Genomic DNA, 24,798 nt, shown 5'->3' on the forward strand with positions numbered 1-24,798 from the left:
AGTCAATTTTCACTCATGCCTTCCCGCAGCAGAAAAGTCTCCTGATAAGCACTGATTATTAAATCCCTGATTTCCTGGGGTAAGTCACTTTCTTTATCAAAAGACAATTCAAAAGTATCGTGATTCAGTATAAAATGATCATACACACTCTCCGTATGGGTTAATTTCTTCTGAATAGATTTTAACCCAAAGTACAAGTAATAGTCTTTTTCTACCTGATCTATAACACTATAGAATAATTCCTGTCTCTTATGGAGGTCAGCAGCTGTCATGTTTATATTTAGTATTTAGGCCAAGATACAGTGTCCCCTTAAATTTAACAATAGACAGGAGTCCCATAAACATGTTATGAACGAAAGGAACAAAAAAATATTCCTTTTACGGTGGCTTACCGGTGCGTTAAAAAATGTTAATTTTTCACAAAAATCAGGGTGATCAGATAGTTTTGTTCCGCAGGGTTTTTCATCCCCCCTGCCTGACAAAAAATGGATAAGAAAACTTTACTAAGTTTATTACTCTTCGCCGGCATTACCGGAATTCATCAGGGCCTTTATGCACAAAAAACAGACCCTGATGCCGATGTAAATTTATGGGTGCAGCAGCCTGTTAAAGTAGATGGAATTTCAGCGGAGTGGCATGAGCCGCTTAACAATTACAATACCGAAACCAAGCTTGCTTTTGCACTGGCCAATGACCAGCAGAATCTGTATCTGATTATTGAGTCAACTGACGAAATCACAACCAGGAGATTAATGTCAGGCGGACTGACCCTGAACATTAATACAGCCGGAAAAAAGAAAGATGGAATAAAACTCAATTTCCTGGGTATGAATCAGCCCCCGCCCCCTCATGGGCAGAATGATTCATTAACTCACCATACACCAGATATGAACACCGGCGTACATGCCATACAGGTCTCCGGTTTTAAAAATATTCCTGATGGAAGTTTAGCTATCCCCAATAAAGAAGGTATCGAAGTAGCCGCAGCTTTCAACAAACAGAGAGATTATATCTGTGAGCTGGCTATTCCATTTGCACAACTCGGTCTGAAAGGGAATGAGACTAAAGCGATAGCTTATGATATCAAAATCAACAGCGGTGCAGAACATCATCACAAAGATATCCCAGGCGGAGAAAATATAGCATCTTCAGGCCGCAGTATGGGTGGCGGAAAAGGAGGAGGAATGGGTGGTGGAATGGGCGGAATGCGCGGTGGTGGCGGTGGAAGACACGGAGGCGGTATGGGTGGAGGAAGAGGCTCCCATAACCCGATGGGGTCTGATAGCCAGAATCCGGCAGCATCAGATTTCTGGATTAAATATGAACTGGCCCGACCGGCTGATTCTTTCCGTGCCAACTAACAGGAAAATGATAAATTTTACAATTTATTTTTTTCGTACACAATAAACTGGATATTTCAGCGTCTTATATCTGAGAGCGTTAATTAGATAACGGGGACCGTCCGCCTGGATGGTCCCTGTTTCTTTTTACAGCCCTTTCTAATCCGGCTTTTAATTCAGTAATTCTTCCAGTTTTTTAGTCAGTTTTTCTCCTCTGAGGTTTCTTGCAATAATCACCCCTTCCGGATTAACCAGGTAATTTGATGGAATACCCTGAATACCATAATACTGAGACACTTCATTTTTCCAGCCATTTAACTGCGAAACCTGGCTCCATGGTAGTTTATCATCTTCAATGGCTTTTTTCCATTTCGCTCCATCCTGATCAAGCGATACACCTAAAACAGTAAATCCTTTTGCAGAAAAACGGTTATAAGCTTTAACTACATTCGGATTCTCTCCGCGACATGGACCACACCAGCTTGCCCAGAAATCAACCAATACATATTTTCCTTTAAAAGAAGCAAAACTTACCGATTTACCAGATGGGTCGTTCTGCGTGAAATCAATCATTTTTTGACCGTTACTTCCCTTTTTCAGCACTGCCAATGAAGTTTCCAGTTTTTTGCCTCCGGCCGATGCCTTTAGATCAGCAGACAGTCCCTGATATAACGCAGCAATATCAGCATAATCAAATTCATAAGTCAGCTCGCTTATTTTATCCAGACTCACATAACTTGACGGATGACTTCTGACAAAATCCAGCGTCAGTTTTGTTGAAGCCTCTTCCAGTGGGGTCATCTCCTGTTCAGCTTTAGCCAGAGCAACAGAATCCTTTGCCTTATTTGCTGCAGACCAGTTTTCGTAAATCTTGCTCAATTGTGCATTAATACCTTTTTTACTCGCTGACAGTTCATTGTTTTCTGTCTGTGTTTTACCGCCGGTAATGATCAGTTCATCCGGTTTATCTGCATTCCCTTTAATGGTAACCGGGCCTCTCTCCGCATAAAAATCTCCAAAACCAACTTTCTTATTGTGCATACTCACTCTTACAGGTACACTCTCTGCTGCTCCTGTATAAGTAAATTTGCCATCCTTTACAGCCGCAGAATCAGATTTACCTTTGCTATAAAAATAAATATAAGGAGACTTCAGTCCCGCTATATTTCCATTCACGGTGTAAACACTTTTTTTCTGCTGCGCGTTGGCAAACAGGCAGGTGCCGATTAAGCCTAAAATAATTGTACTTTTTTTCATTTTTTTTAAATTTAATATCCCGGGTTTTGTTGTATAATCTGATTAGAGCCATCCACACTGATCTGTGGAATTGGCAATATAAGTTTGTTTTCATCTGTCAGACTGAGCTTTACCGATGAAGCAGTAATATCGCCATTTTTAATATAACGTACAATATCAAACCAGTCTTCACCTGATTCTGCTCCAAGTTCAAGTTCTTTTTCAGCTCTGATCAGTGCGAGTAACTGAGCAGGCGATGAACCCGAAACAGCACCCATTCCCCTTTTAAGACGAACCGTATTCAAAGCTGCCAGCGCGTCTGTTAAACTCCCGCCAATCCTGCGCGTCTCGGCTTCTGCATAAATTAAATAGGTTTCCGCTAAACGAAGATAGTATTCTGTATCATTACGGCTGCCTTCTAAAGGCGTTGCAAATTTTCCATTTCCACGCCACTTTGTAGAATCAGCAGGATCAGCAGCATTCTTTACAATAATTACATTTCTTTTATCTCCTGCCAGTTTCTTTTTATAAGCATCAGCAAGAAAAACCCCGTCACTCATCCAGTAATAATCTTTCCCGTTTTCAAAATACTTGTTATTGTTATTCGCAAAAGTTACCGAAGCCAGAATCACTTCATCCGAATTGTATTTATCTTTGGTAAACATTTTCAGAAAATCATCACTTAATACTGCCGGGCCTGCCATCACTTCTCTGGCCAGCACTGCTGCTCTTGTATAATCTTTTTGATACAACAGAACTCTTGCTTTTAGTGCCTTTGCTGCCAGTTTGGTTGCATAACCTTTGGCTACCCCTCTCTTATATTCCGGACAGTTCGCTATAGCTTCGTCCAGATCAGCCAGGATAAAATCATAAGATGTCTGTACCCCTGCTCTTGCACTCACCGGAGATTTAGCTTTATCCTTAATTTCTATCCCGTATTTTGAATTCAGATCCCAGAATTGCCCAAACAAACGCAGGAGATAAAAATGTCCCAAAGCTCTCAGAAACTTTGCTTCAGCAATAATCTGTGTTTTGCGCGGATCGGTCACCTGTAAGGCGCTCGTCTTGTCAATTACAAAATTAGCCGTCTGTATCAGCTCATAGGGCCCTGAATAAAGCCCTGAACCAGAAGGCTGTACACTGTTTGTACTATAAGGAGATGTGCTCGATTTCACTATATTCACCCCCATCAAACTGGTATTCAATGGAATCTGATTCGCCATAGCTTCATCTCTCAGACTATAATATGTCCCGGCCAGCAATTTATCTGCTGATGCGACATCAGTTACCACCGTTCCTTCATCCAGTTTAAACTCCGGTTTAAGATCAGTCACCTCTGTTAATTTACAACTCTGTATCAGGATCAGTAAGATCCAGGCACAAATGATATAGTGTAAGTTCTTTCTCATATTTTGATGTATAATTACATTTAGAATTTAAGATTCATACCAAAGGTTATACTCCTTGCCTGTGGATAAGTCCCCGTATCTCTTCCATGATCTGTAAACGTATTTTCACTATTGACTTCCGGGTCCAGTCCTTTGTATCTGGTCCAGGTCAGCAAATTAGTCATGCCGGCATAAACTCTGATTTGTTTAACATGAACCTTTTTCAACAGTTCATTGACAACCAGATAACTTAACTGCACACTTTTTAATCTTAAAAAAGAGGTATTATCAATAAACCTGTCATTTGCTGTTTCGTTATTCAGTGCCGGGCCATCTATTACATTTCTGGGCTGACTGGTTGCCGGAGACTCAGGTGTCCAGCCGGTCAGCACTACCGGTGACACGTTGGAGGTATATCCGCTAAAAACTTCATTATTGATTTCCCGCTCCACCTTACTGCCTACATCAAACTGAAGTAAAGTACTCAGCTCAAACTTTCCGTATCTGAAAGTATTATTCCAGCCTCCGTAAAATTTCGGATTCTGAGAATAACCTAAAATCTCCCGGTCCTTACTGTTAATTACCCCATCTCCATTGATGTCAATATACCTGACATCACCGGGAGCAGTCTGTGGATTCTGAAAAAAGGCATTCGGATTTCCGGTTTTTAGTCTCGCCTGTGCATTCAACTCATCAATTTCAGTCTGATTCTGATAAAGCCCGTTAGTCCGGTAACCTTTGATTCCATTTTATGGCAATCCTTCAATTAAAGGTAAAGTGCCATATAAGGTAGTACCATAGGTTTTTTCAACCTTGTTTTTATTAAAAGTGATATTAAAATCAGACAGCCAGGTAAAACTACCCTTGATTACAGGTATAGCACTTAAAGTAATTTCCCAGCCCTGATTACTGATATCCCCGAGATTTTTAGTCTGGAAGGTATAACCACCCGAAGCCGGGATACTTGGAGAACTAATCAGGCCTTTGGTATATTTCCTGTAATAGTTCACTGTAGTTTTCAGTCTGGATTGCAGAAAACTAAGTTCCAGAGCCGCATCTGTCTGCATGGTGCTTTCCCAGTGTATATCAGGATTAGGTTCTCCTGCATCAGGATTCGCTCTTAAACCATTTACCCCGTTGTAAAAATATCCTGTGTTAAACAACGTCAGAAAACCAAAGCTGCCAAAAGCAGAAGTTCCTGTTTTTCCGACGGTCACTCTTAATTTAGCATCATCAATAAAACTGAGCTTTTTCATAAAATCTTCTTTCGAAAAACGCCATGATGCCCCTACGGATGGAAAATACCCCCACTGACTTTCAGGGCCGAATTTGGTGGAATTATCAGCTCTTCCGGTTAGATTCAGATAATATTTTCCATCATAATTATAATTGGCTCTTAAGAAAAATGATTCCAGACCACTGCTTTCTGCTCCGCTGTCAAAACCGGTGATCGTACCTGCCGACCCCAGATTGTTCAGTACATTATCATTTGGAAAATTTGAACTGTTAGTGCTGTTAAAATTGCTTTTATTGAGTGTCCATGAAGCACCACCAACTATATCAATCTGATGCTTATCAAAAGACCTGGAATAACTCAGTGTATTATCAAATACACGGTTCACATAATCAAAAGCTTTGTCTGTACGTGACCCTTTTGACAATTTTTCTGAAAACAACCAGCTCGGTGAATAAGTATAACCCTTATTATTATTGATATCATATGACAGGGTTGATCTCAGTTTCAGACCTTTGATAATTTCCAGTTCGGCAAAAACAGAGGCCAGTAAACGCCGGCTTTCATTACTGCTTTTTCCTTGTCTGGAAGCTACCGGATTATCAGAAGAACCATCATTTGCATAGCTTCCATCAGGATTATAGATCGGGATATCCGGACGGTAACTGGCCACTCCATAGGTCGTATAAATAGGTGATATCCCGCCAGTCTGCGTACTGGAGCTAAAATTAAGGTTAGTTCCTACTTTCAGCAGACTAAATACCCGGGTTTCAATATTGGTACGGACAGAATATCTTTTAAACCCGCTATTGATCAGTATACCTTTCTGATCGGTCAGACCTGAGGAGAAAGCATAAGTAGTTGCTCCGTCTTTAGAGGCACCCAGCAAGCTTAAATTCAGGTTTTGTACCAGTCCGGTCTGGGTAATAGCCCGCTGCCAGTCTGTATTTCCCTTTCCGGGAAAACTCACGTCATCAATGGGTGTCTTATTTTTAGCATAGGTATCCTGCATAAACTTCGCATAATCAGGCCCGGAAAGTACATCATAAAACTTTCTCTGCTGATCAACAGATACATCATAACTAAAATTAAAAACCGGATCAGCCCCTGCTTTCCCTCTTTTTGTAGTCACTACAATTACTCCATTAGCTCCTCTGGAACCATATATAGCAGTAGCCGTCGCATCTTTTAAGATCTCAATATTCTCAATATCATTTACATCAATTCCAGCCAGCGGATCCATCAGACCATTTCCAGGAGCACTTCTGATGGCATCTACCCCACCACCATTATATAACTGAACCGGAATACCATCAATCACATATAAGGGATCATTTACCCCCATTACTGTAGACATCCCCCTGATCCGGATTGAAGCACCTGCACCAGGCTCCCCCCCAGGCCTGCTTACCTGCACACCTGCAGCGCGGCCTGCCAGTGCCTGAGTGAAATTCGTTGCTTCCTGTTTACGCAGATCATTCCCTCCCACACTCGTTACTGATCCAACCAGATCCTTTCTTTTAGTTGTTCCGTAACCCACGACCACCACATCACTCAGACTGGCCATATCCACTTCAAGAACTACAGTCAGGCTGTTTTGCGTTCCTACACGAACTTCTTTGGTTTTGTATCCCATAAAAGAGACCAGTAAAACAGCATTTTCATCCAGATGATCAATTGAAAACCTGCCTGCCGCATCTGTTTTAGTAATTCTGCTTGTTTTTTAACTTTTATAGTTGCTCCGGGCAAAGGAAGTCCGGTTTCATCGAGCACTTTTCCTGAAATATCTTCAGCTGATAAAGCGTCAGATACCCTTTCAAAAAAAGACTTCTTCTTTTCTTTGAGTACCACTGTTTTACCAGAAACGGTATAATCCAGCAGCAAATCTGCTAAATACAGATCAAGAACTTCTTCAACTGTCTTTGCTCTGACATCGATATTCAGTGGTTCTTTTGCACTGATGAGTTTACGATCATATAGAAAATCATATCCTGTCTGATGATGAATAATTTTAAATACCTTTTCCAGAGGCATTCTATTTTCTTTGAGCGTAATTCTTTGTGCGTAACCGGCTGCGCTCACCTGCATAAACGTTATCATGATTAAAATAGTGGTCAGTCGCATAACTCGCAGCAGCTTACAGGCATGCCAACAGGGCATACCAATTTTATGAGTATAAATTTTATACATTTGTGTTCTGGTTTTAGGTTGATTCTATCACATTTTATTGACGTAATCCAGATCCGGCCAGTTGTGTTGCAAGCACTTCTGGCCTCTTTATTTTCCGGGATTACGATTTCGTATCTTATTTAGTTACCGTAACCCTCCTTCCTTCAATCTTAAAGTGAACTTTCCCGGTTAATTCAATCAGCGTTAATACAGCCGATATATTTTTCGAACGTTTTACAGACCCACCCAGCTGAAAATCTATTGGTGCAGAAGAATCATAAACCACTTCCACATCATACCATCGCGCAATTTTTCGCATGGCCGTAAGAAAATCCTCGTCATTAAATAAAAATTCATCATTTTTCCAGGCCACGGCCTCAAGAGCGTCAACCTCCTTAAGCCTGAACCCACCCTGCTGAAGCCGGGCTTGCTGCCCCGGTTTTAGAATCGCAGAAATCTGACTATCCGTCCGGCTTAGTTTTACTGAGCCCTCCAGCAATGTTGTTCTGATTGCAGCTTCATCTTCATAACCATTGATATTGAAATGAGTACCCAGAACTTCAACCAGCTGATTACGCAGCATTACCCGGAACGGGACTGCCTGATTATGGGCTACTTCAAAATAAGCTTCCCCGGTCAGTTCAACGCGGCGTTCTTTAGCCATTCCAAAATTATCGGGATATTTTAAGGAAGATGAGGCATTCAGCCAGACTTTTGTTCCATCAGGCAATTGAATCTGATACTGTCCGCCTTTAGGCGTTTCAATACAATTACGCGTATGAGGATCTGCTGCAGATCTTTTTCCGGAAACCTCACAGATCAGTTGTCCATCACCTGTTTTAGTCATTCTGATACCAGACTCATTAGCGAGTTCTGTATTTTCCGCATCAGTCAGACTGATCTTTTTGCCATTAGCTAAGGTTAGTACAGCCTTATTTCCACCGGGCTTAATATCATTTGCAAAGAATCGCTGCTGATCTGCCGGAGCTTTGAGCTGCTGATAAAAATAGATTCCGGTTCCCAGAGCTACAATAACTATTGCAGCAGCGATATAACGATAAAACAGGCTGTGATTCTTTTTTTTCTTATCCTGACGAATACGTCTGTTAAGTTTACCGGAAATTTCTGCCTTCACTTCTTCTTCAGCTCCCATCAACTCCGTATCCCAGCTGCTATGTCTGTTAAGCAAAGTTGTATAAATTTCGTCAAAGGCCTTTTGTTCAGCTTCAGAAGCCGTTCCTTCATGACACCTGCGTGCAAGTTCCCGAAATTTTTCGTTAGTCATAGTCATATCTATAACTATACGTCTACACAGAAAGGGCTAACCCCTAAAAGAAATAAAAATATTTTTACCGGTGCAGATAGAAAAACAGACCAATCAGAAAGAAGAATTCTTCCATCGTGATTTTCAGCTGTCTCAGGGCAATAGTCATTTGAGCCTCTACAGTCTTCACACTGATTCCCATTTGTCTGGCAATTTCCTTATTGCTCATATAAGCTCTGCGGCTTAGGATAAAAACCTCTCTGCACCGGTCAGGCAGCGCAGCAATACCGGCTTCAAGAGAATTATTAATATCATTTTCATGCTGAAGATCTTTAAGGTTATCTATACCCGAGAGTTTTTCCAGTTCATCCGGTTCAAGAAAGATTTTCCGGTGATCAGCAGATTTAATGAAAGTCAGTACTTTGTAACGTACTGCCATAAAAAGATAAGATTTCAGAGAACCTATTTCAACACTGTCTTTCCTGATCCACAGTTGTAAAAGCACATCCTGTACAATATCCTGACTTTGTGCCTCGTCACGGATTACACTAAACGCAGCTAAATAAAGACCTTTCCAATATTTATTATAAATATGATTAAGTCCTGCTTCTCCATTTGTTTTTAATAATGTGAGAAGTTCCTGGTCCGTATATGAATCTCGTGCTAACATCCTGATTCAGCGAATATAATAATTAATTCAATTCCTGAACTTATTTTATCTAGTAAATTAGTAGACAAATAATAAACTACTCATTCCGAAACGCTTACGGGAAAAATATAATTTACATATCCTGATTAAATAATTTCACAATCATTATATTTGGTTACCTAATCTCTATACATTTATGAAAACATTCTTATCCGGTCTGCTATTTATCTTCTTTTTTATCCAGGTTTCAGCGCAGGCACCTGCTGCAACTGTTCCGGAATTTCAGTTCTATAAAGCTGATGGAAAAACATTCACAAAAACACAGATTATCCCTGCTCATAAATCTCTTTTCGTATTTTTTGATGCCACCTGCAGTCATTGCCAGAAAACAATGCTTGAATTATCAAAAAGATACGAGGAAGTTAAAAAGCTGAATATCTACCTGGTTTCACTGGATCAGCATATTACCATGAACGATTTCATGAGCAAATACGGTAAAAACCTGATCGGGAAGAAAAATGTATTACTGCTTGAAGATCGTGATCACGTATTTATCCCTTTGTTTAAACCTACAAAATATCCTTCCCTGTTTCTGTACTCTCCAAAAAACACCCTGGTATTTAATACCAGCGGAGATAAAGAATTACCCAAACTTTTTGAAGCGATCAGTAAATAAATAAAAAACAGACCGCTTATCCTCTGTTGCTTACAGCAGGCACCGGTTTATGTAATACTGCCGCCCGCTGAGGGGTTCTGCTGCATTGCCCTAAAGCTACATAAATCAGGATAAAAATCAGGATGGTAGAGAGACATCCTCCACCTAGTTTTTTGGCGCCCCAGGCTGCTATAATTGTTTTGAAAAATGAATTCATAAAATAGATTTTCTATACAACATTATAGCAGCCAATAAGTTTTACAATCCCAGACTATCCAGATATTCTTTAACTACAGGAAGATCTGCTTCTGCCCAATCCAGTTCATGCAATGCTGCAGGCGATACCCACAAAAAGGCGGCATGCTCGGTCAGGCTGATCTGACCACCAACCCAGGTACATTGAAAGGGAATTAGCCGGATCACAGGTTTTCCCTGCGTATAAACTGATGGCGTCATCTTTTTCAGCATACTGATCTCTATCCCCAGTTCTTCCCGGATTTCCCGGATCAGGCAATCTTCTGCACTTTCATTCTGCTCTACTTTTCCGCCTGGAAATTCCCATTTAAGCGGCAAATGCATAACAGAACTTCGCTGAGCTGCTAAAACTTGTCCATAATGGTTAATAATCAGGGCACAGGATACATCTATCATCAGGCTAAAATATTAAAAAATCTGCCATGGGCGATAAGTATTCATTCTTCATCGGCAAATACCCGCCTTTCGCAGATATACATGTATGAGCTGTTTATGATGGCACAGGGTTTGGAATACACTGTACAACAAACACATACACAAATGAAAAGAATTGTTTTAGCTGTCATCATCGGAGTAGCTTCGCTGAGCAGCCTCACAGCCAGTGCACAGATAAACCTGAATATAAATATAGGCTCACAGCCTGCCTGGGGTCCTGCGGGATATAATCATGCAGATTATTACTATCTGCCCGATGTGGATTCTTATTACAGTATAGCCTCACAGCAATATATCTATCAGCTTAACGGGCAGTGGGTATTCAGAAAAACCCTACCTCCAAGATATAGCGGATACAATTTATATAATGGTTATAAAGTAGTGATTAATTCACCAAAACCCTATTTGAATCATGCACAATATGTGAACCAGTATAGTAAATACAGAAACTATAAAGGCCGTCAGGGTAATATCAGAGACAGCAAAGATAACAGATATGCTGTGGCCAGAAATAACAAACCAGTACCGGATAGAGAAAGCCATCCTGCTGTCAGATCCCAAAACAGAGATGATCAGGGCAATAATAAAGACAGAAACGGAAGAGATCATAACAGGGAGAACAACAATAACCGGTCTCAAAGAGGCTATTAATAAACATATTACCGCTGCACACAAGCAAAACGCCAGCCCCTGCGGGGACTGGCGTTTTTTTTATTTGTATCTTTAGCAAAGATGAACCTTTAAAAAATAACCTGTAATGAATCTCTCCCTGTTAAACAAGAATGCAGTAATTTGTGGAAGCACACAAGGTATCGGACTGGCTACAGCCATTATTCTGGCACGTTTAGGTGCAAACTGTATACTGATTGCCAGAAATGAAGACTCTTTAATCACTGCTTTAAAGGAATTGCCTGTAACCCAGGGGCAGCAACATGCTTATGAAGTTGCCGACTTCTCAGTTCCGGCATCAGTGGATACCGGGATACAAAGAATAGTGTCACAACATGCAGTTGAGATCCTAATCAATAATAGCGGAGGGCCAAAACCAGGCCCGGTTACAGCTGCATTAAGTACTGATTTTGAACAGGCATTCTCTCAGCATCTGATTTGCAATCACCTGCTGGTAAATGCCGTTTTACCGGGAATGAAAAAGGCGGGTTACGGACGTATCATCAACATTATTTCAACTTCTGTAAAAACCCCGCTGCCAAATCTAGGTGTATCCAATACCATCAGGGCAGCAGTAGCTTCATGGGCAAAAACATTAGCCAATGAAGTTGGACAATACAATATCACCGTAAATAATGTCCTGCCAGGCCTGACACAAACCATGCGTTACACCAAATTACTGGACAGCCTTTCCACCACTACAAATAAAGCTGAAGCAGAACAGGCTTTGAAAGATAGCGTACCGATGAAAAGAATCGGCACGCCGGAAGAAATAGGAAATGTAATTGCTTTTCTGGCCTCACCAGCTGCTGCTTATGTCACAGGAACCAGTATTCCTGTAGATGGCGGAAGAACACCTTCTATTTAAGTGCATTATCCCAGGATACTTCGCCAAGATAGAGACTGTCTGAAATGCTTTTACAATTATCCGAGATAAAGGAAAGATAGATATGTGCATGACGCATCGTTGCATCTCTGTCCAGCTTAAAGGTATATTTCCCTTCTGCTCTCCTCACTTCTGAAGTAAAAATACGCGTCTTGAGTCTGTCGCCTGGAAAATAAACCAATAGCAATACCTGATCATCAGCCCGCATTCCTTTCTGATCTGCCTGGCTGTCCCAGCTCACTTTTAATCCGGTAGTGATGATTTTGGCTTTTGCATTTTTAACGACAGGCATTACTCCTTTGCTAACCAGAATCTGTTCAAAATCTATTTCAATATCAGGGTACACTCCTTTAATTTTTTTGCTATTATACCTGATAGCCATATTGAACGCATTGGATGTTGTCCCCCTGGCTTCAAGTTCAAAACCAATCCTGATAAAAGCTTTAATATTTCTAAAAAAAACATTCATCATTTTAAGGCCCATACGTGCGGTCAGCTGATTGATCGTGATCGGTTTATGTGAGATCCCAATACTTCGTGCAACTGTTTGTCCATTAAGCGGGTAAATAACCATATTCCCGATTTTCCCTCTAAAATTGCCCAGATAGCTGTTTGTTACGATTGCCATAGTTTACAGTTTAAGTTAACAATTAATCAATTATTAAATAAATACAGAACAAAAACAAGTTAATAAAAAATAATCATTAATACATACCTATTTATTTTAATTAATTAGAAAAATAAGTTTTCAAACAAAAATTATCATCTGACTGGTTAAACAAGGTTTAAATAGTGTTGAGAATCGCTGTTAAAAGGGCATTAAGAGGACATTCAAAAGGTATTGAGAGGGGGTTGGAAGGACCCAGGTCCTCGCAAGGTCCTTCCAACGTCCTTTCAACCCCCTTTCAATGTCCTTTTAACAGCGATTCGTAACACTATTTAAACACTCTTTTAAGGCCCAACCCTATATTTTTTCCACTCTTCAAAATATTGTGCGCTTACAAACAGTTATCAACAGAAATACACATCTGACTAACAATCACTTAACATATTTATCAACAATTATTGTGAATAAGTACCAATCTGAGAACCAAAGAGATACCTTTCAACACAAAACCGGCACAGACAAAGCACATTTTTAAACAGCTATTCACATTAAAAATGGCTTAACTAACAGCTTATCAACAGATAATGTGGATAACTCAACTATTAAAAAAAACACTATTTTGCACCAGATTATAAATGCTGTTATGAATCAATACGCTCTGATTACCGGTGCAAGTAAAGGAATAGGAAAAGCTATGGCAAAGTCGCTTGCCCGGTCAGGTTACCATTTATTACTCATTGCCCGTTCCGCAGATGAATTACAGCAGCTTGCCCAAAGTATTACAGAACAGTATCAGGTGAATGTTCATTATCTGCCCATAGACCTCTCTGCAAACACAGCTGCGCTGGAAATAGCTGACTGGTGCAATACCCAAACATCAGCTTTATCCATACTGGTTAATAATGCAGGGTATGGACTTTGGGGAAACTTCCAGGAACTCTCTCTCCGGGAGCAGCTAAATATGCTCAGACTTAATATCGACGCAGTAATTGAGCTGACCCATCACTTATTACCGGTTTTGAAAAAACAAAAACAGGCTTATATATTAAATGTTTCAAGTACAGCAGCCTATCAGGCAGTTCCCACACTTGCTTTATATGCTGCCTCCAAATCATTTATCCTGTCTTACAGCAGAGCTCTGCGTTATGAATTAAAAGATAGCCCGGTAGCTGTCAGCTGTCTTTGCCCGGGCCCTACTGCTACCGGATTTTCCAGCCGTGCCGGAATGGACGCCTTAGCAGAACTGGCAGAGAAATTCAATATGTCTGCAGAAAAAGTAGCAGAAACAGGCTTAAAAGGGATGTTCAAAAAGAAGGCAGAAATTATTCCCGGCTTTTTAAATAAGCTGTCCGTTGTGGGTACAGGGCTTCTTCCTAAGTCATTGATTGAAAGGATAACAGCAGGTTTATACCGACAATAAAAAAGAATTCAGATTTATTTTCAAATTAATTTTTTAAATAGAATATTTTCCTACATTTGTAATATCTACTAAATTAGTATACATTATTACACATGAACAATAACAAACCTATTCACACCGCATCCACCATGCGAATGCCCTTCTCTGAAAGGGCTGGTTGTTGCTATTGTTGTTGTTAAGATCTTTTTTAAAATTCTGATTTTATAACCTGCAGAACCTGCTGACTCAAGCGGCAGAATCCGTATATCCCTAATCTTTAAACCTACCCAGCCATGAACCATGCTTATACCAGATTCACTTTAGGTGAAACGCTCACTGACGAACAGAATTATTTTTTTAATAAAAACGGTTTTATCCACTTTAAAAATTTCATCACACCAGAAACGGTCAGTGATATCATCAAAGCTTCCATACTGGTACAGCAGGATTGGATCACACAGGAAAAAATCAAAGTAAATGGAATTCCGGTCAAATATGGTAAAGACCTGGATGGATCAGCTATAGTTCAGCGTTTTGCTTTTATCAATCAGCATCATCCTTTATTCGGGGAACTGACTCATGATCCCCGGTTAGCTGTACTGCTAAACCTGATCGGTCCGGGTGCAAGACTGGGTACTGATGAAAAAGATGGAATGGTACTGAATCATTATGTTAATGGCCCGGAGAGTAAATTCACCCAGATGGGTTGGCATACAGATGGATTGCGTGATATATTCCATGGACAAAAACTAAATCCTATGCTGAATATCGGGATACACTTAAGTACCCTGAAACCCGAAAATGGTGGACTAAGAGTGCTTCCGGGAACGCACAAACAAAGCCTGTACAACCTGTTATTCCGAAAAAAGTATTTTGTAGATAACAAAGCCGACTTCAAAGAAGTGGCGATCATTCCTGAAGCGGGAGATCTGACCATACATGATGGCCGTTTGTGGCACCGCGTAGCGCAGTCGGCAGTTAGCGGGGAAGAAAGCCGCAGGAGAGTAATTTATCTGCCAATTATTGCAGGCAAATATGAACCTAAACATGAACATAGTCCTACTGCATTTTATCAGCGGTTTGCTAAACTGGTTAAATAAAAGATATGCTGATCGCTATGATTATAGGCTACCTGATACGTTCAGGAAAATTGCCGGCCTTACAGAGGTTCACCAGGAAATATGGATTGTAATTCAGGTTATCAACATCAGTTAAATGCTGTATTACAAATACTTAACACACATATCAACAAATAATGTTAATAACAAAAAAGCTTGTCAATAAAAAGGAGCCGAATAAATCCGGCTCCCCATTTATGTTTAAATACAGGTGATGTTTATTGAACGACTACACCGTCTTTGTTGATTTTAATGAAGGCTTTTTCGGTGCCTTTAGCCACATTAACCAGATAATACTGTGATTTATCTGCCGCTGTTACTAAAAATGCATCAGTAGCTTTCCAGTCTTTATAAGCGTCTGCTTTTAAAGTAGTTGTTACCGGAGCCGGAAGCTCTTCTAATTTAACGGGTACTTTTTGTGTACTGTCCTGCTGCATCTTTTGTGTACTATCCACGTTCAGCGTGATCGCTATAGGTGCTTTAATTTCTGATGCTTTTACTGTTGATATACCTGTGATAGCTAATAATGCTGCTGCTGTTAAAATGATATTTTTCATAATTTTAGTTTTAAAGCTTTTGAAATTCTCAATTAAGCTATTGGTGTATTATTCCGTTATTTAATCTGACAGGTATAGTTTCAGAATGATGCCAAAGCGCAACAAATAAAACAATCATCTGATTATCAGTTAAATAAAAATAAACAACCCTGAAAACTATGTGGAATAATGCAACACTATGATGAAACAGGTAACAAAGAAAAATGCTGACATCCATCAGCATTTTTTTTTAACTACCTATTTATAAGCCGAAGCTTATTTCTTTACACTTTATTGATCCTGCTGTTTAAAAATTCAGATGCTATCCATAGCAATCATTAAAAACAGCAGAACAGCTTAAATTGAGAGCGAATTAAAAATATATCAGGCCTTTATCCTGATTATATTCTAAGATATAACTTTTCTGTAAAAAAGTTAAACAAATATATATTTTTCATAAAAATGATTTATTATCGTAAAATCAGGGATTAAATTCCTTGCTTACTGCAAATCTTATATATTTATTACATGGAAAATGATCAGACACTAATCTTACTAAATGCAGCAGAACAGCGTGTATTGGGTGTTCTGCTGGAAAAAAGCAGAACTACTCCGGACTATTATCCCATGACTATCTCTGCATTAACAACGGCATGCAATCAGAAAACATCGAGAAACCCTATTGTAAATTATGATGAAGAAACCGTTACACTTACCTTAAATGCCTTAAAAATCAAGGGTCTGACCAGTACAGCCATGGGTGGCAGCAGCAGAAGTACAAAATATAAACATAACCTGGCTATTGTCTATCCCCTGATTCCTGCAGAACTGGCTGTGATTTGTTTACTGCTTTTGCGCGGTCCTTTAACACCTGGCGAAATCAACAGTAATTCTGCCAGATTACATGAATTTGAAACGATAGAAGAAGTTCAGGAAATACTGCATAAACTGGCCACAGAACAACCTGTCTATGTCAAACAGCTGGCTAAAAAACCCGGACAAAAAGAGGCGAGATATAAACACTTATTCGGGGGTGACACAGCAGAAGAAGAAATCCCTGAACCAGAAATCATTCAGCAGCACTCACCTGATCTGGAAAACAGAATCAGCAGACTGGAACACGAGCTGGAAGAAGTAAAAGAAATGCTGAATCTTTTAATGAATCAGTAAAGATTAAGAGCCTGTATAAACAGGCTCTTAATCCAGAGAAACAAAAAGCTCAGACTGCGTAAGCCACTCTCCGTTAATCCTGCGCCACATTGCAGCGTAATTCCCCCTGAACTTTTCTGTTTTATAATTCCAGCACCCCGTTTCCCAGGCCAGCACTCCGCTATCTCCAATGGTAATGGTAGCAGGAATGCGTTCAAAAACCGGCGGACTCACTTCAAACATTTCAGTAAATACCTCCAGCAGTACCTTTTTGCCGGCATATTGTCCGCCTTCACCAGAAATAACAACAATATCATCCATCCAGTACCTGGCAACACCAGCAGCATCGGCATTCAGAATAGCCTGATTGGAGTTTGCTCTTGCCTTTTGTATAGCTGTAACTTCGTTTTCTTTTTGACTCATTTAATTTTAGATAAGATCTGGTATTAACCGGAAATCTTCTGACTTGCTGTTAATCTCTCAGAATTTTAATCAGATAAACAGTAAATGTACCGCTTACCGCAACTTTTTTTGAACCACGGACAGCTCCGTTAATCAAAGGATATCCTTCATGAGGTTCTTTACCCTTCTCAGACTCAGGATCAGGATCATAGGCAGCATTAAAATGAAATTTACCTGTCACCTTAACCTGATCTTTCAGTTCGGCCACTTCACTCAGTGTAACCTTAACATTGCTACCTCCCCCCTGACTGTCCGTATCGAAAAATGTTTGATATAAGGTTGTACTATAGGTTTTAGTCTCTGTATCATTTTCAATCACATATGAGCCGAATCCGCCCTTCTGTTCCACACCGGTCTGCAGATTCAGCGGCATAACAAAAAAAGCTTTATAAGAAGTTCCGTCTTTTCCCTTTACAGTCCCTCCTATGGTTATCGGACCTACACTGGTTTTAGTGAATTTCAAAAAACCAAGCGATACATCTTCTTCACCGGACGCTTTGATATTTTTACTTTCATCACCAGAAACCATAGCAGTTACACTGTTGATAATCTTGTTTTGCTGTGCCGCAGGAGCCTGAGCTTTACTCTCCTGACAAATATTCAGTAAACCTATAAAAAGGATACCGTAAAGAAATTGATGTGCCATCATTTTACAAATAAGGCACAAGTATAAGCAAATAAAGAAATAAGACCGCTATCCAAACAATTATGAACGTGCCTGTTGCGATAAAAATGATTATTATCATTCCTTTTCCCATAGAATTTCGCTTATTTGCCGGATATAATATGCAGATGGATATAGGAATTATTGGCTTAGGAGACATGGGAAAGCTTTATGCAAAACATTTTGCTAAAGCAGGACACAAAGTTTGCGGTGCAGATTTACCGGCTTTCAGAGAAAAACTGGAAGAGGAATTATCTCCGCTGGGCATAGAAATACTGGTAGATGGAAATGCGGTATCGCGCAAATGCGATGTGATATTTTATGCTGTTGAAGCAGAGAAAATAGCTGAAGTAGTCGCTCTTTATGGTGCTGCAACCAAATATGGTGCTATTGTTGCCGGACAAACCTCAGTTAAACATCCGGAGATTGAAGCTTTCGAAAAATACCTGCCCAAAGACGTCAATATCATCACCTGCCACTCTTTGCATGGCCCAGGCTTTGATCCTAAAGGACAAACCTTAATTGTTATCCCGCATCGTTGTGACCAGGCAGCTTATACCCGGATGAACGATCTGTTAGCTATTTTAGGTTCGGACATCGTAGAGATGAAAGATTATCATGATCATGATAAAATTGTTGCTGATACTCAGGCCGTAACCCATATGGGTTTTGAAAGTATGGGTACCGCGTGGAAAGAAGCCGGATTTTTCCCCTGGGAAAACCCTTCCTATCTGGGCGGAATCGACAACGTAAAAATCCTGACCATGCTGCGGATTTTCAGCTATAAATCCCATATCTATGCAGGCCTGGCCATTATGAATCCCTATGCCCGTCAGCAAATCAAACGTTATGCACAATCAGAATCTGAACTGTTCAAACTGATGATTATGGAGAAAGAAACAGAATTCCGTGATCGTATCCAGAAGGTTAAACATTTTCTTTTCCCTGATGACAAGCAATTTTTGCTGCTGGATAACCAGATTATGAAAGAATTTTCTTTATCCGGAACCGGAGCGCCGCATACCCCAAACTCACATTTAAGCCTGCTGAGCATGGCTGATGCCTGGTATCATCTGAATATTAATCCTTATGATAACCTGATCTGCCAGACTCCTCCTTTCCGTTTGCGTCTGGGCATTGTAGAATATCTGTTCAGAAATGAAGAATTACTGGAAGAGTCTGTCATGGCCGCGATTTACGACAAACAAATCAGGGCAGATGATCTTGAATTTCATTCTTCGGTAAGGGAATGGTCATCAATTATTGGTTATGGAGATATTAATGGCTATAAACAGCACTTTGATCAGACTAAAAACTTCTTTAATGACAGACTGGAACAAGGCAGAAAGCAAAGTGCCGAGCTCATCAGCAGATTAAACCGAAATTCATAAGCAGCCTGATATGCAAAAGAATCCCAACCCTATACCTGCAGATGAGCTGGAGCGCATATTCAGCCTGGCAGAATTTGACATTGACTACTCCAGCATGGAGAATAACTTCAAAGATCTGGCTCATTTAGCGGCAAAGATTGCGGGTACTGAAATATCCCTGGTTAACCTGATTGACTCTTTTACGCAATGGACCTATTCCAGCTATGGGGCTGAGGATACGGTACAGTTACCCAGAGAAGATTCAGTATGCCAGTACACGATCTCGGGGGATGACTATTTTGAAGTTCCGGACCTCTCGGCAGATGACCGGTTTAAAGAAAAGTCTTATGTGAGCGGCCCGCCCAATCTGCGTTATTATTTCGGAGTTCCCCTGACCACCTCTGACGGCCATCATATCGGATCACTTTGTGTACTGGACAAAAACCTGAGAGCCCAAAGCCCGGAAAAAATAGAGTTACTCAAAATTGTGGCTGATGAAGTAGTCAACAGACTGAAAGCACTGAAAGCCATTGATGGATTGAAATACAAACTGGATAAGGTCAGAGAAACCCAGAAAAAAGTGGCTCATGATATACGTGGACCTATTGCCGGTATAGTTGGTCTGGCCGCAATAATTGCAGAACAGGGAAATGACAATAACCTGGATGAAGTACTGGAATTTATTGCCATGATCCATAAAAGCGGCAGATCTGTTCTGGAGCTTGCGGATGAGATACTAACCGAAGGGAAAGTGCATCCGCTGAAAGAAGATGAGTTTAATCTCCTGGTATTTAAAGAAAAACTGGAGCGCTTATATCTGCCACAGGCGATGAATAAAAACATTAATTTTCAGGTCAGTATTAATGAAAAGAATGAACATATTCCTTTTATCAAAAATAAATTACTTCAGATTACAGGTAATCTGATTTCCAATGCCATGAAGTTTACTCCTGAAAATGGAAAAGTAACCGTAAATCTTGATCTGGAAGTGGACGTAGGTCAGTACCAGTTAAAAATTAAAGTGGAAGACTCGGGCGTAGGCATGGATGAAGTGACCATTGCCTGTATCATGGAAGGAAAAACATCATCAACAAAAGGTACTGTCGGAGAAAAAGGTTATGGATTTGGTCTGTCACTGGTCAAACATCTGGTCAGTAGTTTACACGGCAATTTCAATATCCATTCAAAAATCGGAAGCGGTACAGCTTTCGAAATCACACTGAAGCAAATTATACATTAAAATTTTCTGTTAACGTATAGGACCTTTTGAATAACCGGTTGTCATGACTATGATAAACCGATTATTCAGAGTTTCTAATGTTCAAATTATTCTCTTCAAAATCTAAAAAATCTCCATACGGCTGGTTTGGGAATTATTCCAACTGGAATGACCTGGTCGAATCCATTGATGGATATAGTGCTGTAAATATTCTGGAAAAAACCAGGGATGCATTATTACAGGTAAAAAACGGCAATGCCAGTTACGAACGTGATTCGGTACTATTCGATCAGATTGCACATCCTTTTCCTTTACTGACCTGCTTATTCCGCAGCGCTGCCATGCTCAAAAGATCACTTCATGTCCTTGATTTTGGCGGATCACTGGGAAGTACTTATTATCAGACCAGAAATCTTGCAGGATCTGAGATTTGTGCCAGCTGGAACATTGTAGAACAGGAACATTATGTAAAGACCGGCAAAGAACATTTCGAGAATGATCAGCTCAAATTTTATCCGTCTATTGATGCTTGTCTGAAAGACAAAAAAATAGATCTGGTTCTGCTTTCAAGTTCTGTGCAGTACCTGCCTGAACCTCATCAGTTTCTTCAGGAATTAGTGAATTACAATTTTGATTTTCTGGTTTTTGACCGTACAGCTTTTCATTACGGTAATCAGGACCGGTTGACTTTACAGATAGTACATCCGGAAATCTATAAAGCAGCCTATCCGTCATGGTTTTTCCATGAAGCCTCTTTTTTAAATCATTTCAGATCCGGTTACCAGACTATCTGCAACTTCCCTTCTTATGTAGCAGAAGAATCACAGATGGAAATCGATCATGAGCCTGTCGGCTATAACAAAGGGTTTTACTTTATTAATAAATCAAAACATGCTTAAATTCTGCACCCTATTCAATACGACTTATCTTTCCCGCGGACTGGCGATGTATAATTCACTGGAAGAGCATAGTGAAAATTTTCACTTATATATTTTCGCATTTGATAACAACTGCTTTGACGTGCTGTCTAAAATGGCCTTAAAGCATGCAACTATTATCAGCCTCAGCGCATTTGAAAATGACAGGCTTCTGGCTATCAAAGGTGAACGTACTGCCGGAGAATATTGCTGGACCTGTGCTTCTTCTACCATTAAATATTGTCTGGAGAAATATCATCTTGACCATTGCACTTATATTGATGCTGACCTTTTGTTCTTTAGTGACCCTGCCTGTTTAATAGCAGAAATGGGTGAAAAATCTGTGCTGATCACAGAACACAGGTATACACCTGATTATGACCAGTCAGCAACGAGTGGGATTTATTGCGTCCAGTTCATGACCTTTAAAAATACCACAGCGGGTATGGAAGTATTGAACTGGTGGGTAGATGCCTGTATAACATGGTGTTTTAACCGTTGTGAAGACAATAAATTCGGTGATCAGAAATATCTGGATGACTGGGCTACCCGTTTTGACACAGTACATGTACTAAAAAACCACGGAGGAGGAGTTGCTCCATGGAATGTACAGCAATATAGTTTTAAAAATTCTGGACACCACATCCAGGGTAAAGAGAAAGCGGCAGGGAATTCATTTGATCTTGTTTTTTATCATTTCCATGATTTCCAGTATATCAAAGGTAACACCTTCCGCTTATCTGCGCCCTCTTATCATTTAGACCGGAAAGTAATCAGACAGATTTATAAACCTTATACCCGTGCACTTTCCATCGCGGAGGCAGAAATATATGCTGTGAATGCAGAAATATCATCTCATGAATTATCAGAAAACAATAGTGGAATCAATGAAGTAATTGGCCGTGCTATTCTTTTCTTCTTAATGGGATACTATAAAAACTTTTATACTAAACGTTCTTTGGAATATGGTTTTCTGAGTATGAAAACTTTTAGATTGAATTAAGCTGAAATTAAAGAGCTTCTTAGTATTTTAGCCTTCTGTAGCAAATGAAATGAAGGTTAGAGAATCAGGCTTATACGCAGCTTTAGGGAAGGTTTTATTTTTAGTTGTTTTCTTGTTTTTGTCATGTAAAAAAAATTCATCAACAGAAGAAACCAGAATTAACCCGCCGGTAAGAGCTTATATAATTACAGCCAGGATAGATAAAAAGGGAACCAATACCAATGCAGAAGGTACGGGTGTTTTAAAAGGCACGTACGACGAAGGGTCTAAACAACTGTCATATACCCTCACTATTGAAAATATTGCCCCGACATTGATTACCTTAAGAAGTGGTATTAAAGGATCGGCCGGAGAGCTGGTCAAAGAGATTTATAAAGGCAAAGGAGACATTCCGGCAAAAGGAATTACCGGAGGACTCACTTTAACCCCCTTGCAGGAACGGAACTTACTGAAGGGACTATGGTTTGTAGCGATGAACACAGTATCAGTTTCCCCTGATATTTCAGGAGTACTGACTTTAAAACAGAAATAATAACGGATGAGCAAAGAACATAACGACTCTCTTCCGTATGAAGAACAGGAATTGATAGCTGCGGTTAAAGCACATGACCGCAAAGCTTTTGAAAAACTGTACAAACAATATTACAGACAACTGTTTGCACTGGCTTACCGTTATGTTGGCCAGGCCCCAGTTGCCGAAGAAATTGTACATGATGTATTTTTGACTATCTGGAAAATGGCCGGACAGCTTACTGTTCAGTCTTCTATAAAAAGTTATCTGTCCAGAGCTGTTATTAATTCATCACTCAATTTCATCAAAAAAGAAAAGACCAACCATGAAAAGCAAAATGCCTACATGGTAACTGAAAGTGATGACGAGACTGAAAAGGAACAAAACCAGAGAAAAGAATCTTTGTTAAACAGTCTTGAAAATGCACTGGCAATTTTGCCACCAAAATGCAGGGAAGTGATGTATTTAAGCCGTTTTGGAAAATTGAAACAACAGGAAATCGCTGCTCAGATGAATATATCAATTAAAACAGTTAAAAATCATCTGACTTACGGTTTCCAGAAATTGAGAGAACAATTGGAAAAACAACAGCAAAACCTGTTCTTGCTGCTGCTGATACTACATAAATATTGGGGCCAGTAAAAAGCATACCATGAAAGCATTTGAAACTAACGAACAATTCATTTATTCACTGATCATTGATGACCTTGATGATACGATCAGCCCGTCACATAAAATCCTCCTGGAAAACTGGAGGGCAGCAAGTGAACAGAATGAAAAAACCTATCAGGAATTTGTACAGGTTGAACAAAATATTAGTCAATTATACAATGACCAGCCTTATACTATCCAGTCTTCCTGGGATACCCTGGATCAGAAAATTGATCAGATTGAAAATAAATGGCTGCTAAAAGAGAAAAATAACCGGATTAAAATCTGGTACAGTGTTGCGGCCTCAGTACTGCTGGTCGTTTCTCTGGGTTATTATTTCATTAATAAAACAGCTTATACGATTGTGAGCAGTGAACCAAATGCAGCAATCAAAAACATTACCCTGCCTGATGGGACTATAGTTCAGCTTAATGGCGGAACAGCGATAAAATATGCCGCTGGCAACTTTGCAACGAATAGAAAAATTCAACTGTTAAACGGTGAGATCTTTGTTAAAGTTGTACATCAGGAAAAACATCCTTTCCTGGTAGACCTGGGTGATGTGCGGGCTCTGGATGTGGGTACCAGTTTTAATATTATCAAACGCAACAGGGATATCACACTGACGGTAGCTGAAGGAGAAGTTGCTTTGCAGCAGCACCTGGCTTCACGGTCTGTCAGACTGACTGCTGGAACGACCGGCCGCTATTCTTCTGCCACAGGAAAACTTACTGCCGAAAAAAATACGGATCTTAATTATAAATCATGGCTGGATAAAGATTTTGTATTCACAGAAACACCGCTGTCTGAAGTGGTGAATCAGTTAAACAGAATTTACAAGACTTCCATTATTATAGATGGGAATAACCTGGAAATGCGTAAATTAACTGCCCATCTGCATTATCAGACACCAGACAGTGCTTTAAAAGTTATTACAGCAACACTACAGTGTAAAATGACCCGTGAAGAAGGAAGTTATATTTTAACTGAAAAATAAGTAAATCTATATCAG

28 protein-coding genes are annotated in these 24,798 nt (G+C 40.0%); 14 read left to right on the forward strand and 14 right to left on the reverse strand.

From position 1 onward, the window contains the following. Window positions 1-2: 2 nt before the first annotated feature. Complete coding sequence (locus PL_RS09915) at window positions 3-272, reverse strand: hypothetical protein (RefSeq protein ID WP_041883172.1); 270 nt, start codon at window positions 270-272, stop codon at window positions 3-5. A gap of 213 nt (window positions 273-485) precedes the next feature. Here PL_RS09915 and PL_RS09920 point away from each other — a divergent pair, with 213 nt between their 5' ends. Beyond that, window positions 486-1,361 (forward strand): hypothetical protein, encoded by an 876-nt coding sequence (locus PL_RS09920; RefSeq protein WP_041883173.1) that lies wholly within the window; start codon window positions 486-488, stop codon window positions 1,359-1,361. Between the two features lie 150 nt (window positions 1,362-1,511). On the opposite strand, the gene PL_RS09925 is transcribed toward PL_RS09920, so the two are convergent. The 7 genes from PL_RS09925 to PL_RS09955 form a co-directional block, all read right to left on the reverse strand. Further along, the gene (locus PL_RS09925) at window positions 1,512-2,597 is read right to left on the reverse strand and encodes a TlpA disulfide reductase family protein (protein ID WP_041883175.1); all 1,086 of its coding nucleotides are present in this window, start codon (window positions 2,595-2,597) and stop codon (window positions 1,512-1,514) included. An 11-nt stretch (window positions 2,598-2,608) separates the two neighbouring features. Next, entirely contained in the window at window positions 2,609-3,985 is a 1,377-nt protein-coding gene (locus PL_RS09930; protein ID WP_041883176.1) for a RagB/SusD family nutrient uptake outer membrane protein, read from the reverse strand. A 20-nt stretch (window positions 3,986-4,005) separates the two neighbouring features. Then, entirely contained in the window at window positions 4,006-4,653 is a 648-nt protein-coding gene (locus PL_RS09935; protein ID WP_041883177.1) for a hypothetical protein, read from the reverse strand. 60 nt (window positions 4,654-4,713) lie between these two features. After that, window positions 4,714-6,909 (reverse strand): SusC/RagA family TonB-linked outer membrane protein, encoded by a 2,196-nt coding sequence (locus tag PL_RS09940; RefSeq protein ID WP_082035966.1) that lies wholly within the window; start codon window positions 6,907-6,909, stop codon window positions 4,714-4,716. Beyond that, window positions 6,804-7,298 (reverse strand): carboxypeptidase-like regulatory domain-containing protein, encoded by a 495-nt coding sequence (locus tag PL_RS09945; protein ID WP_160292122.1) that lies wholly within the window; start codon window positions 7,296-7,298, stop codon window positions 6,804-6,806. Before PL_RS09945 ends, PL_RS09940 begins: the two co-directional genes overlap by 106 nt. 205 nt (window positions 7,299-7,503) lie before the next feature. Beyond that, window positions 7,504-8,652: a FecR family protein gene (locus PL_RS09950; RefSeq protein ID WP_160292123.1), complete on the reverse strand. Its 1,149-nt coding sequence runs from the start codon at window positions 8,650-8,652 to the stop codon at window positions 7,504-7,506. Window positions 8,653-8,716: 64 nt separating this feature from the next. Next, complete coding sequence (locus PL_RS09955) at window positions 8,717-9,301, reverse strand: RNA polymerase sigma-70 factor (RefSeq protein WP_041883182.1); 585 nt, start codon at window positions 9,299-9,301, stop codon at window positions 8,717-8,719. 175 nt (window positions 9,302-9,476) lie between these two features. Here PL_RS09955 and PL_RS09960 point away from each other — a divergent pair, with 175 nt between their 5' ends. Further along, on the forward strand, window positions 9,477-9,956 hold the full coding sequence (locus tag PL_RS09960) for a TlpA family protein disulfide reductase (protein WP_041883183.1): 480 nt from the start codon (window positions 9,477-9,479) through the stop codon (window positions 9,954-9,956). Window positions 9,957-9,972: 16 nt separating this feature from the next. Here the strand turns inward: PL_RS09960 and PL_RS09965 are convergent, their stop codons facing one another. Together PL_RS09965 and PL_RS09970 are read right to left on the reverse strand one after the other, a co-directional pair. Beyond that, the gene (locus PL_RS09965) at window positions 9,973-10,152 is read right to left on the reverse strand and encodes a hypothetical protein (protein WP_041883184.1); all 180 of its coding nucleotides are present in this window, start codon (window positions 10,150-10,152) and stop codon (window positions 9,973-9,975) included. Between the two features lie 41 nt (window positions 10,153-10,193). Then, window positions 10,194-10,586 carry a (deoxy)nucleoside triphosphate pyrophosphohydrolase gene (locus PL_RS09970; RefSeq protein WP_041883185.1) on the reverse strand — a complete coding sequence of 131 codons (393 nt, stop codon included), beginning with the start codon at window positions 10,584-10,586 and terminating at the stop codon, window positions 10,194-10,196. Between PL_RS09970 and PL_RS09975 the strand changes: the two genes are divergently transcribed. Together PL_RS09975 and PL_RS09980 are read left to right on the forward strand one after the other, a co-directional pair. Beyond that, the gene (locus PL_RS09975) at window positions 10,551-11,276 is read left to right on the forward strand and encodes a hypothetical protein (RefSeq protein ID WP_052496385.1); all 726 of its coding nucleotides are present in this window, start codon (window positions 10,551-10,553) and stop codon (window positions 11,274-11,276) included. The genes PL_RS09970 and PL_RS09975 overlap by 36 nt on opposite strands. A gap of 106 nt (window positions 11,277-11,382) precedes the next feature. Next, a complete protein-coding gene (locus PL_RS09980) occupies window positions 11,383-12,162 on the forward strand; it encodes an SDR family oxidoreductase (protein WP_041883186.1) in 780 nt (259 codons plus the stop codon). Here the strand turns inward: PL_RS09980 and PL_RS09985 are convergent. Further along, window positions 12,155-12,808, reverse strand: coding sequence for a DUF6266 family protein (locus PL_RS09985; protein ID WP_041883187.1), 654 nt, complete (start codon window positions 12,806-12,808; stop codon window positions 12,155-12,157). The genes PL_RS09980 and PL_RS09985 overlap by 8 nt on opposite strands. Window positions 12,809-13,430: 622 nt before the next feature. Here PL_RS09985 and PL_RS09990 point away from each other — a divergent pair. Continuing rightward, complete coding sequence (locus PL_RS09990; RefSeq protein ID WP_041883189.1) at window positions 13,431-14,207, forward strand: SDR family NAD(P)-dependent oxidoreductase; 777 nt, start codon at window positions 13,431-13,433, stop codon at window positions 14,205-14,207. 272 nt (window positions 14,208-14,479) lie between these two features. Beyond that, entirely contained in the window at window positions 14,480-15,286 is an 807-nt protein-coding gene (locus tag PL_RS09995) for a phytanoyl-CoA dioxygenase family protein (RefSeq protein WP_041883192.1), read from the forward strand. Window positions 15,287-15,522: 236 nt separating this feature from the next. Here PL_RS09995 and PL_RS10000 read toward each other — a convergent pair whose 3' ends face one another. Beyond that, window positions 15,523-15,861 (reverse strand): hypothetical protein, encoded by a 339-nt coding sequence (locus PL_RS10000; protein WP_041883193.1) that lies wholly within the window; start codon window positions 15,859-15,861, stop codon window positions 15,523-15,525. A 507-nt stretch (window positions 15,862-16,368) separates the two neighbouring features. Here PL_RS10000 and PL_RS10005 point away from each other — a divergent pair. Beyond that, window positions 16,369-17,010: a YceH family protein gene (locus tag PL_RS10005; RefSeq protein WP_041883194.1), complete on the forward strand. Its 642-nt coding sequence runs from the start codon at window positions 16,369-16,371 to the stop codon at window positions 17,008-17,010. A 27-nt stretch (window positions 17,011-17,037) separates the two neighbouring features. On the opposite strand, the gene PL_RS10010 is transcribed toward PL_RS10005, so the two are convergent. Together PL_RS10010 and PL_RS10015 are read right to left on the reverse strand one after the other, a co-directional pair. Beyond that, entirely contained in the window at window positions 17,038-17,412 is a 375-nt protein-coding gene (locus PL_RS10010; protein WP_041883195.1) for a YybH family protein, read from the reverse strand. Between the two features lie 49 nt (window positions 17,413-17,461). Further along, window positions 17,462-18,097 (reverse strand): hypothetical protein, encoded by a 636-nt coding sequence (locus PL_RS10015; protein WP_152620336.1) that lies wholly within the window; start codon window positions 18,095-18,097, stop codon window positions 17,462-17,464. 62 nt (window positions 18,098-18,159) lie between these two features. Here PL_RS10015 and PL_RS10020 point away from each other — a divergent pair, with 62 nt between their 5' ends. The 7 genes from PL_RS10020 to PL_RS10050 all read left to right on the forward strand — a co-directional run bounded on the left by PL_RS10020 (window position 18,160) and on the right by PL_RS10050 (window position 24,783). Beyond that, window positions 18,160-19,506 (forward strand): prephenate dehydrogenase, encoded by a 1,347-nt coding sequence (locus tag PL_RS10020; RefSeq protein ID WP_316933276.1) that lies wholly within the window; start codon window positions 18,160-18,162, stop codon window positions 19,504-19,506. Window positions 19,507-19,516: 10 nt separating this feature from the next. Further along, the gene (locus tag PL_RS10025; protein WP_041883199.1) at window positions 19,517-20,725 is read left to right on the forward strand and encodes a GAF domain-containing sensor histidine kinase; all 1,209 of its coding nucleotides are present in this window, start codon (window positions 19,517-19,519) and stop codon (window positions 20,723-20,725) included. Between the two features lie 77 nt (window positions 20,726-20,802). Continuing rightward, the gene (locus PL_RS10030; protein ID WP_041883200.1) at window positions 20,803-21,603 is read left to right on the forward strand and encodes a methyltransferase, TIGR04325 family; all 801 of its coding nucleotides are present in this window, start codon (window positions 20,803-20,805) and stop codon (window positions 21,601-21,603) included. Next, entirely contained in the window at window positions 21,596-22,624 is a 1,029-nt protein-coding gene (locus tag PL_RS10035) for a hypothetical protein (protein WP_041883201.1), read from the forward strand. The genes PL_RS10030 and PL_RS10035 overlap by 8 nt, the downstream gene beginning before the upstream one ends. 118 nt (window positions 22,625-22,742) lie before the next feature. Then, window positions 22,743-23,156: a CHRD domain-containing protein gene (locus PL_RS10040; RefSeq protein ID WP_348621578.1), complete on the forward strand. Its 414-nt coding sequence runs from the start codon at window positions 22,743-22,745 to the stop codon at window positions 23,154-23,156. Between the two features lie 6 nt (window positions 23,157-23,162). Next, the gene (locus PL_RS10045; RefSeq protein ID WP_041883203.1) at window positions 23,163-23,777 is read left to right on the forward strand and encodes an RNA polymerase sigma factor; all 615 of its coding nucleotides are present in this window, start codon (window positions 23,163-23,165) and stop codon (window positions 23,775-23,777) included. 10 nt (window positions 23,778-23,787) lie between these two features. Beyond that, window positions 23,788-24,783 (forward strand): FecR family protein, encoded by a 996-nt coding sequence (locus PL_RS10050; protein WP_041883204.1) that lies wholly within the window; start codon window positions 23,788-23,790, stop codon window positions 24,781-24,783. The last annotated feature ends 15 nt before the right edge of the window (window positions 24,784-24,798 follow it).

Origin of the sequence: Pedobacter lusitanus (genome assembly GCF_040026395.1) — a bacterium.
Taxonomy (GTDB): Bacteria; Bacteroidota; Bacteroidia; order Sphingobacteriales; family Sphingobacteriaceae; genus Pedobacter; species Pedobacter lusitanus.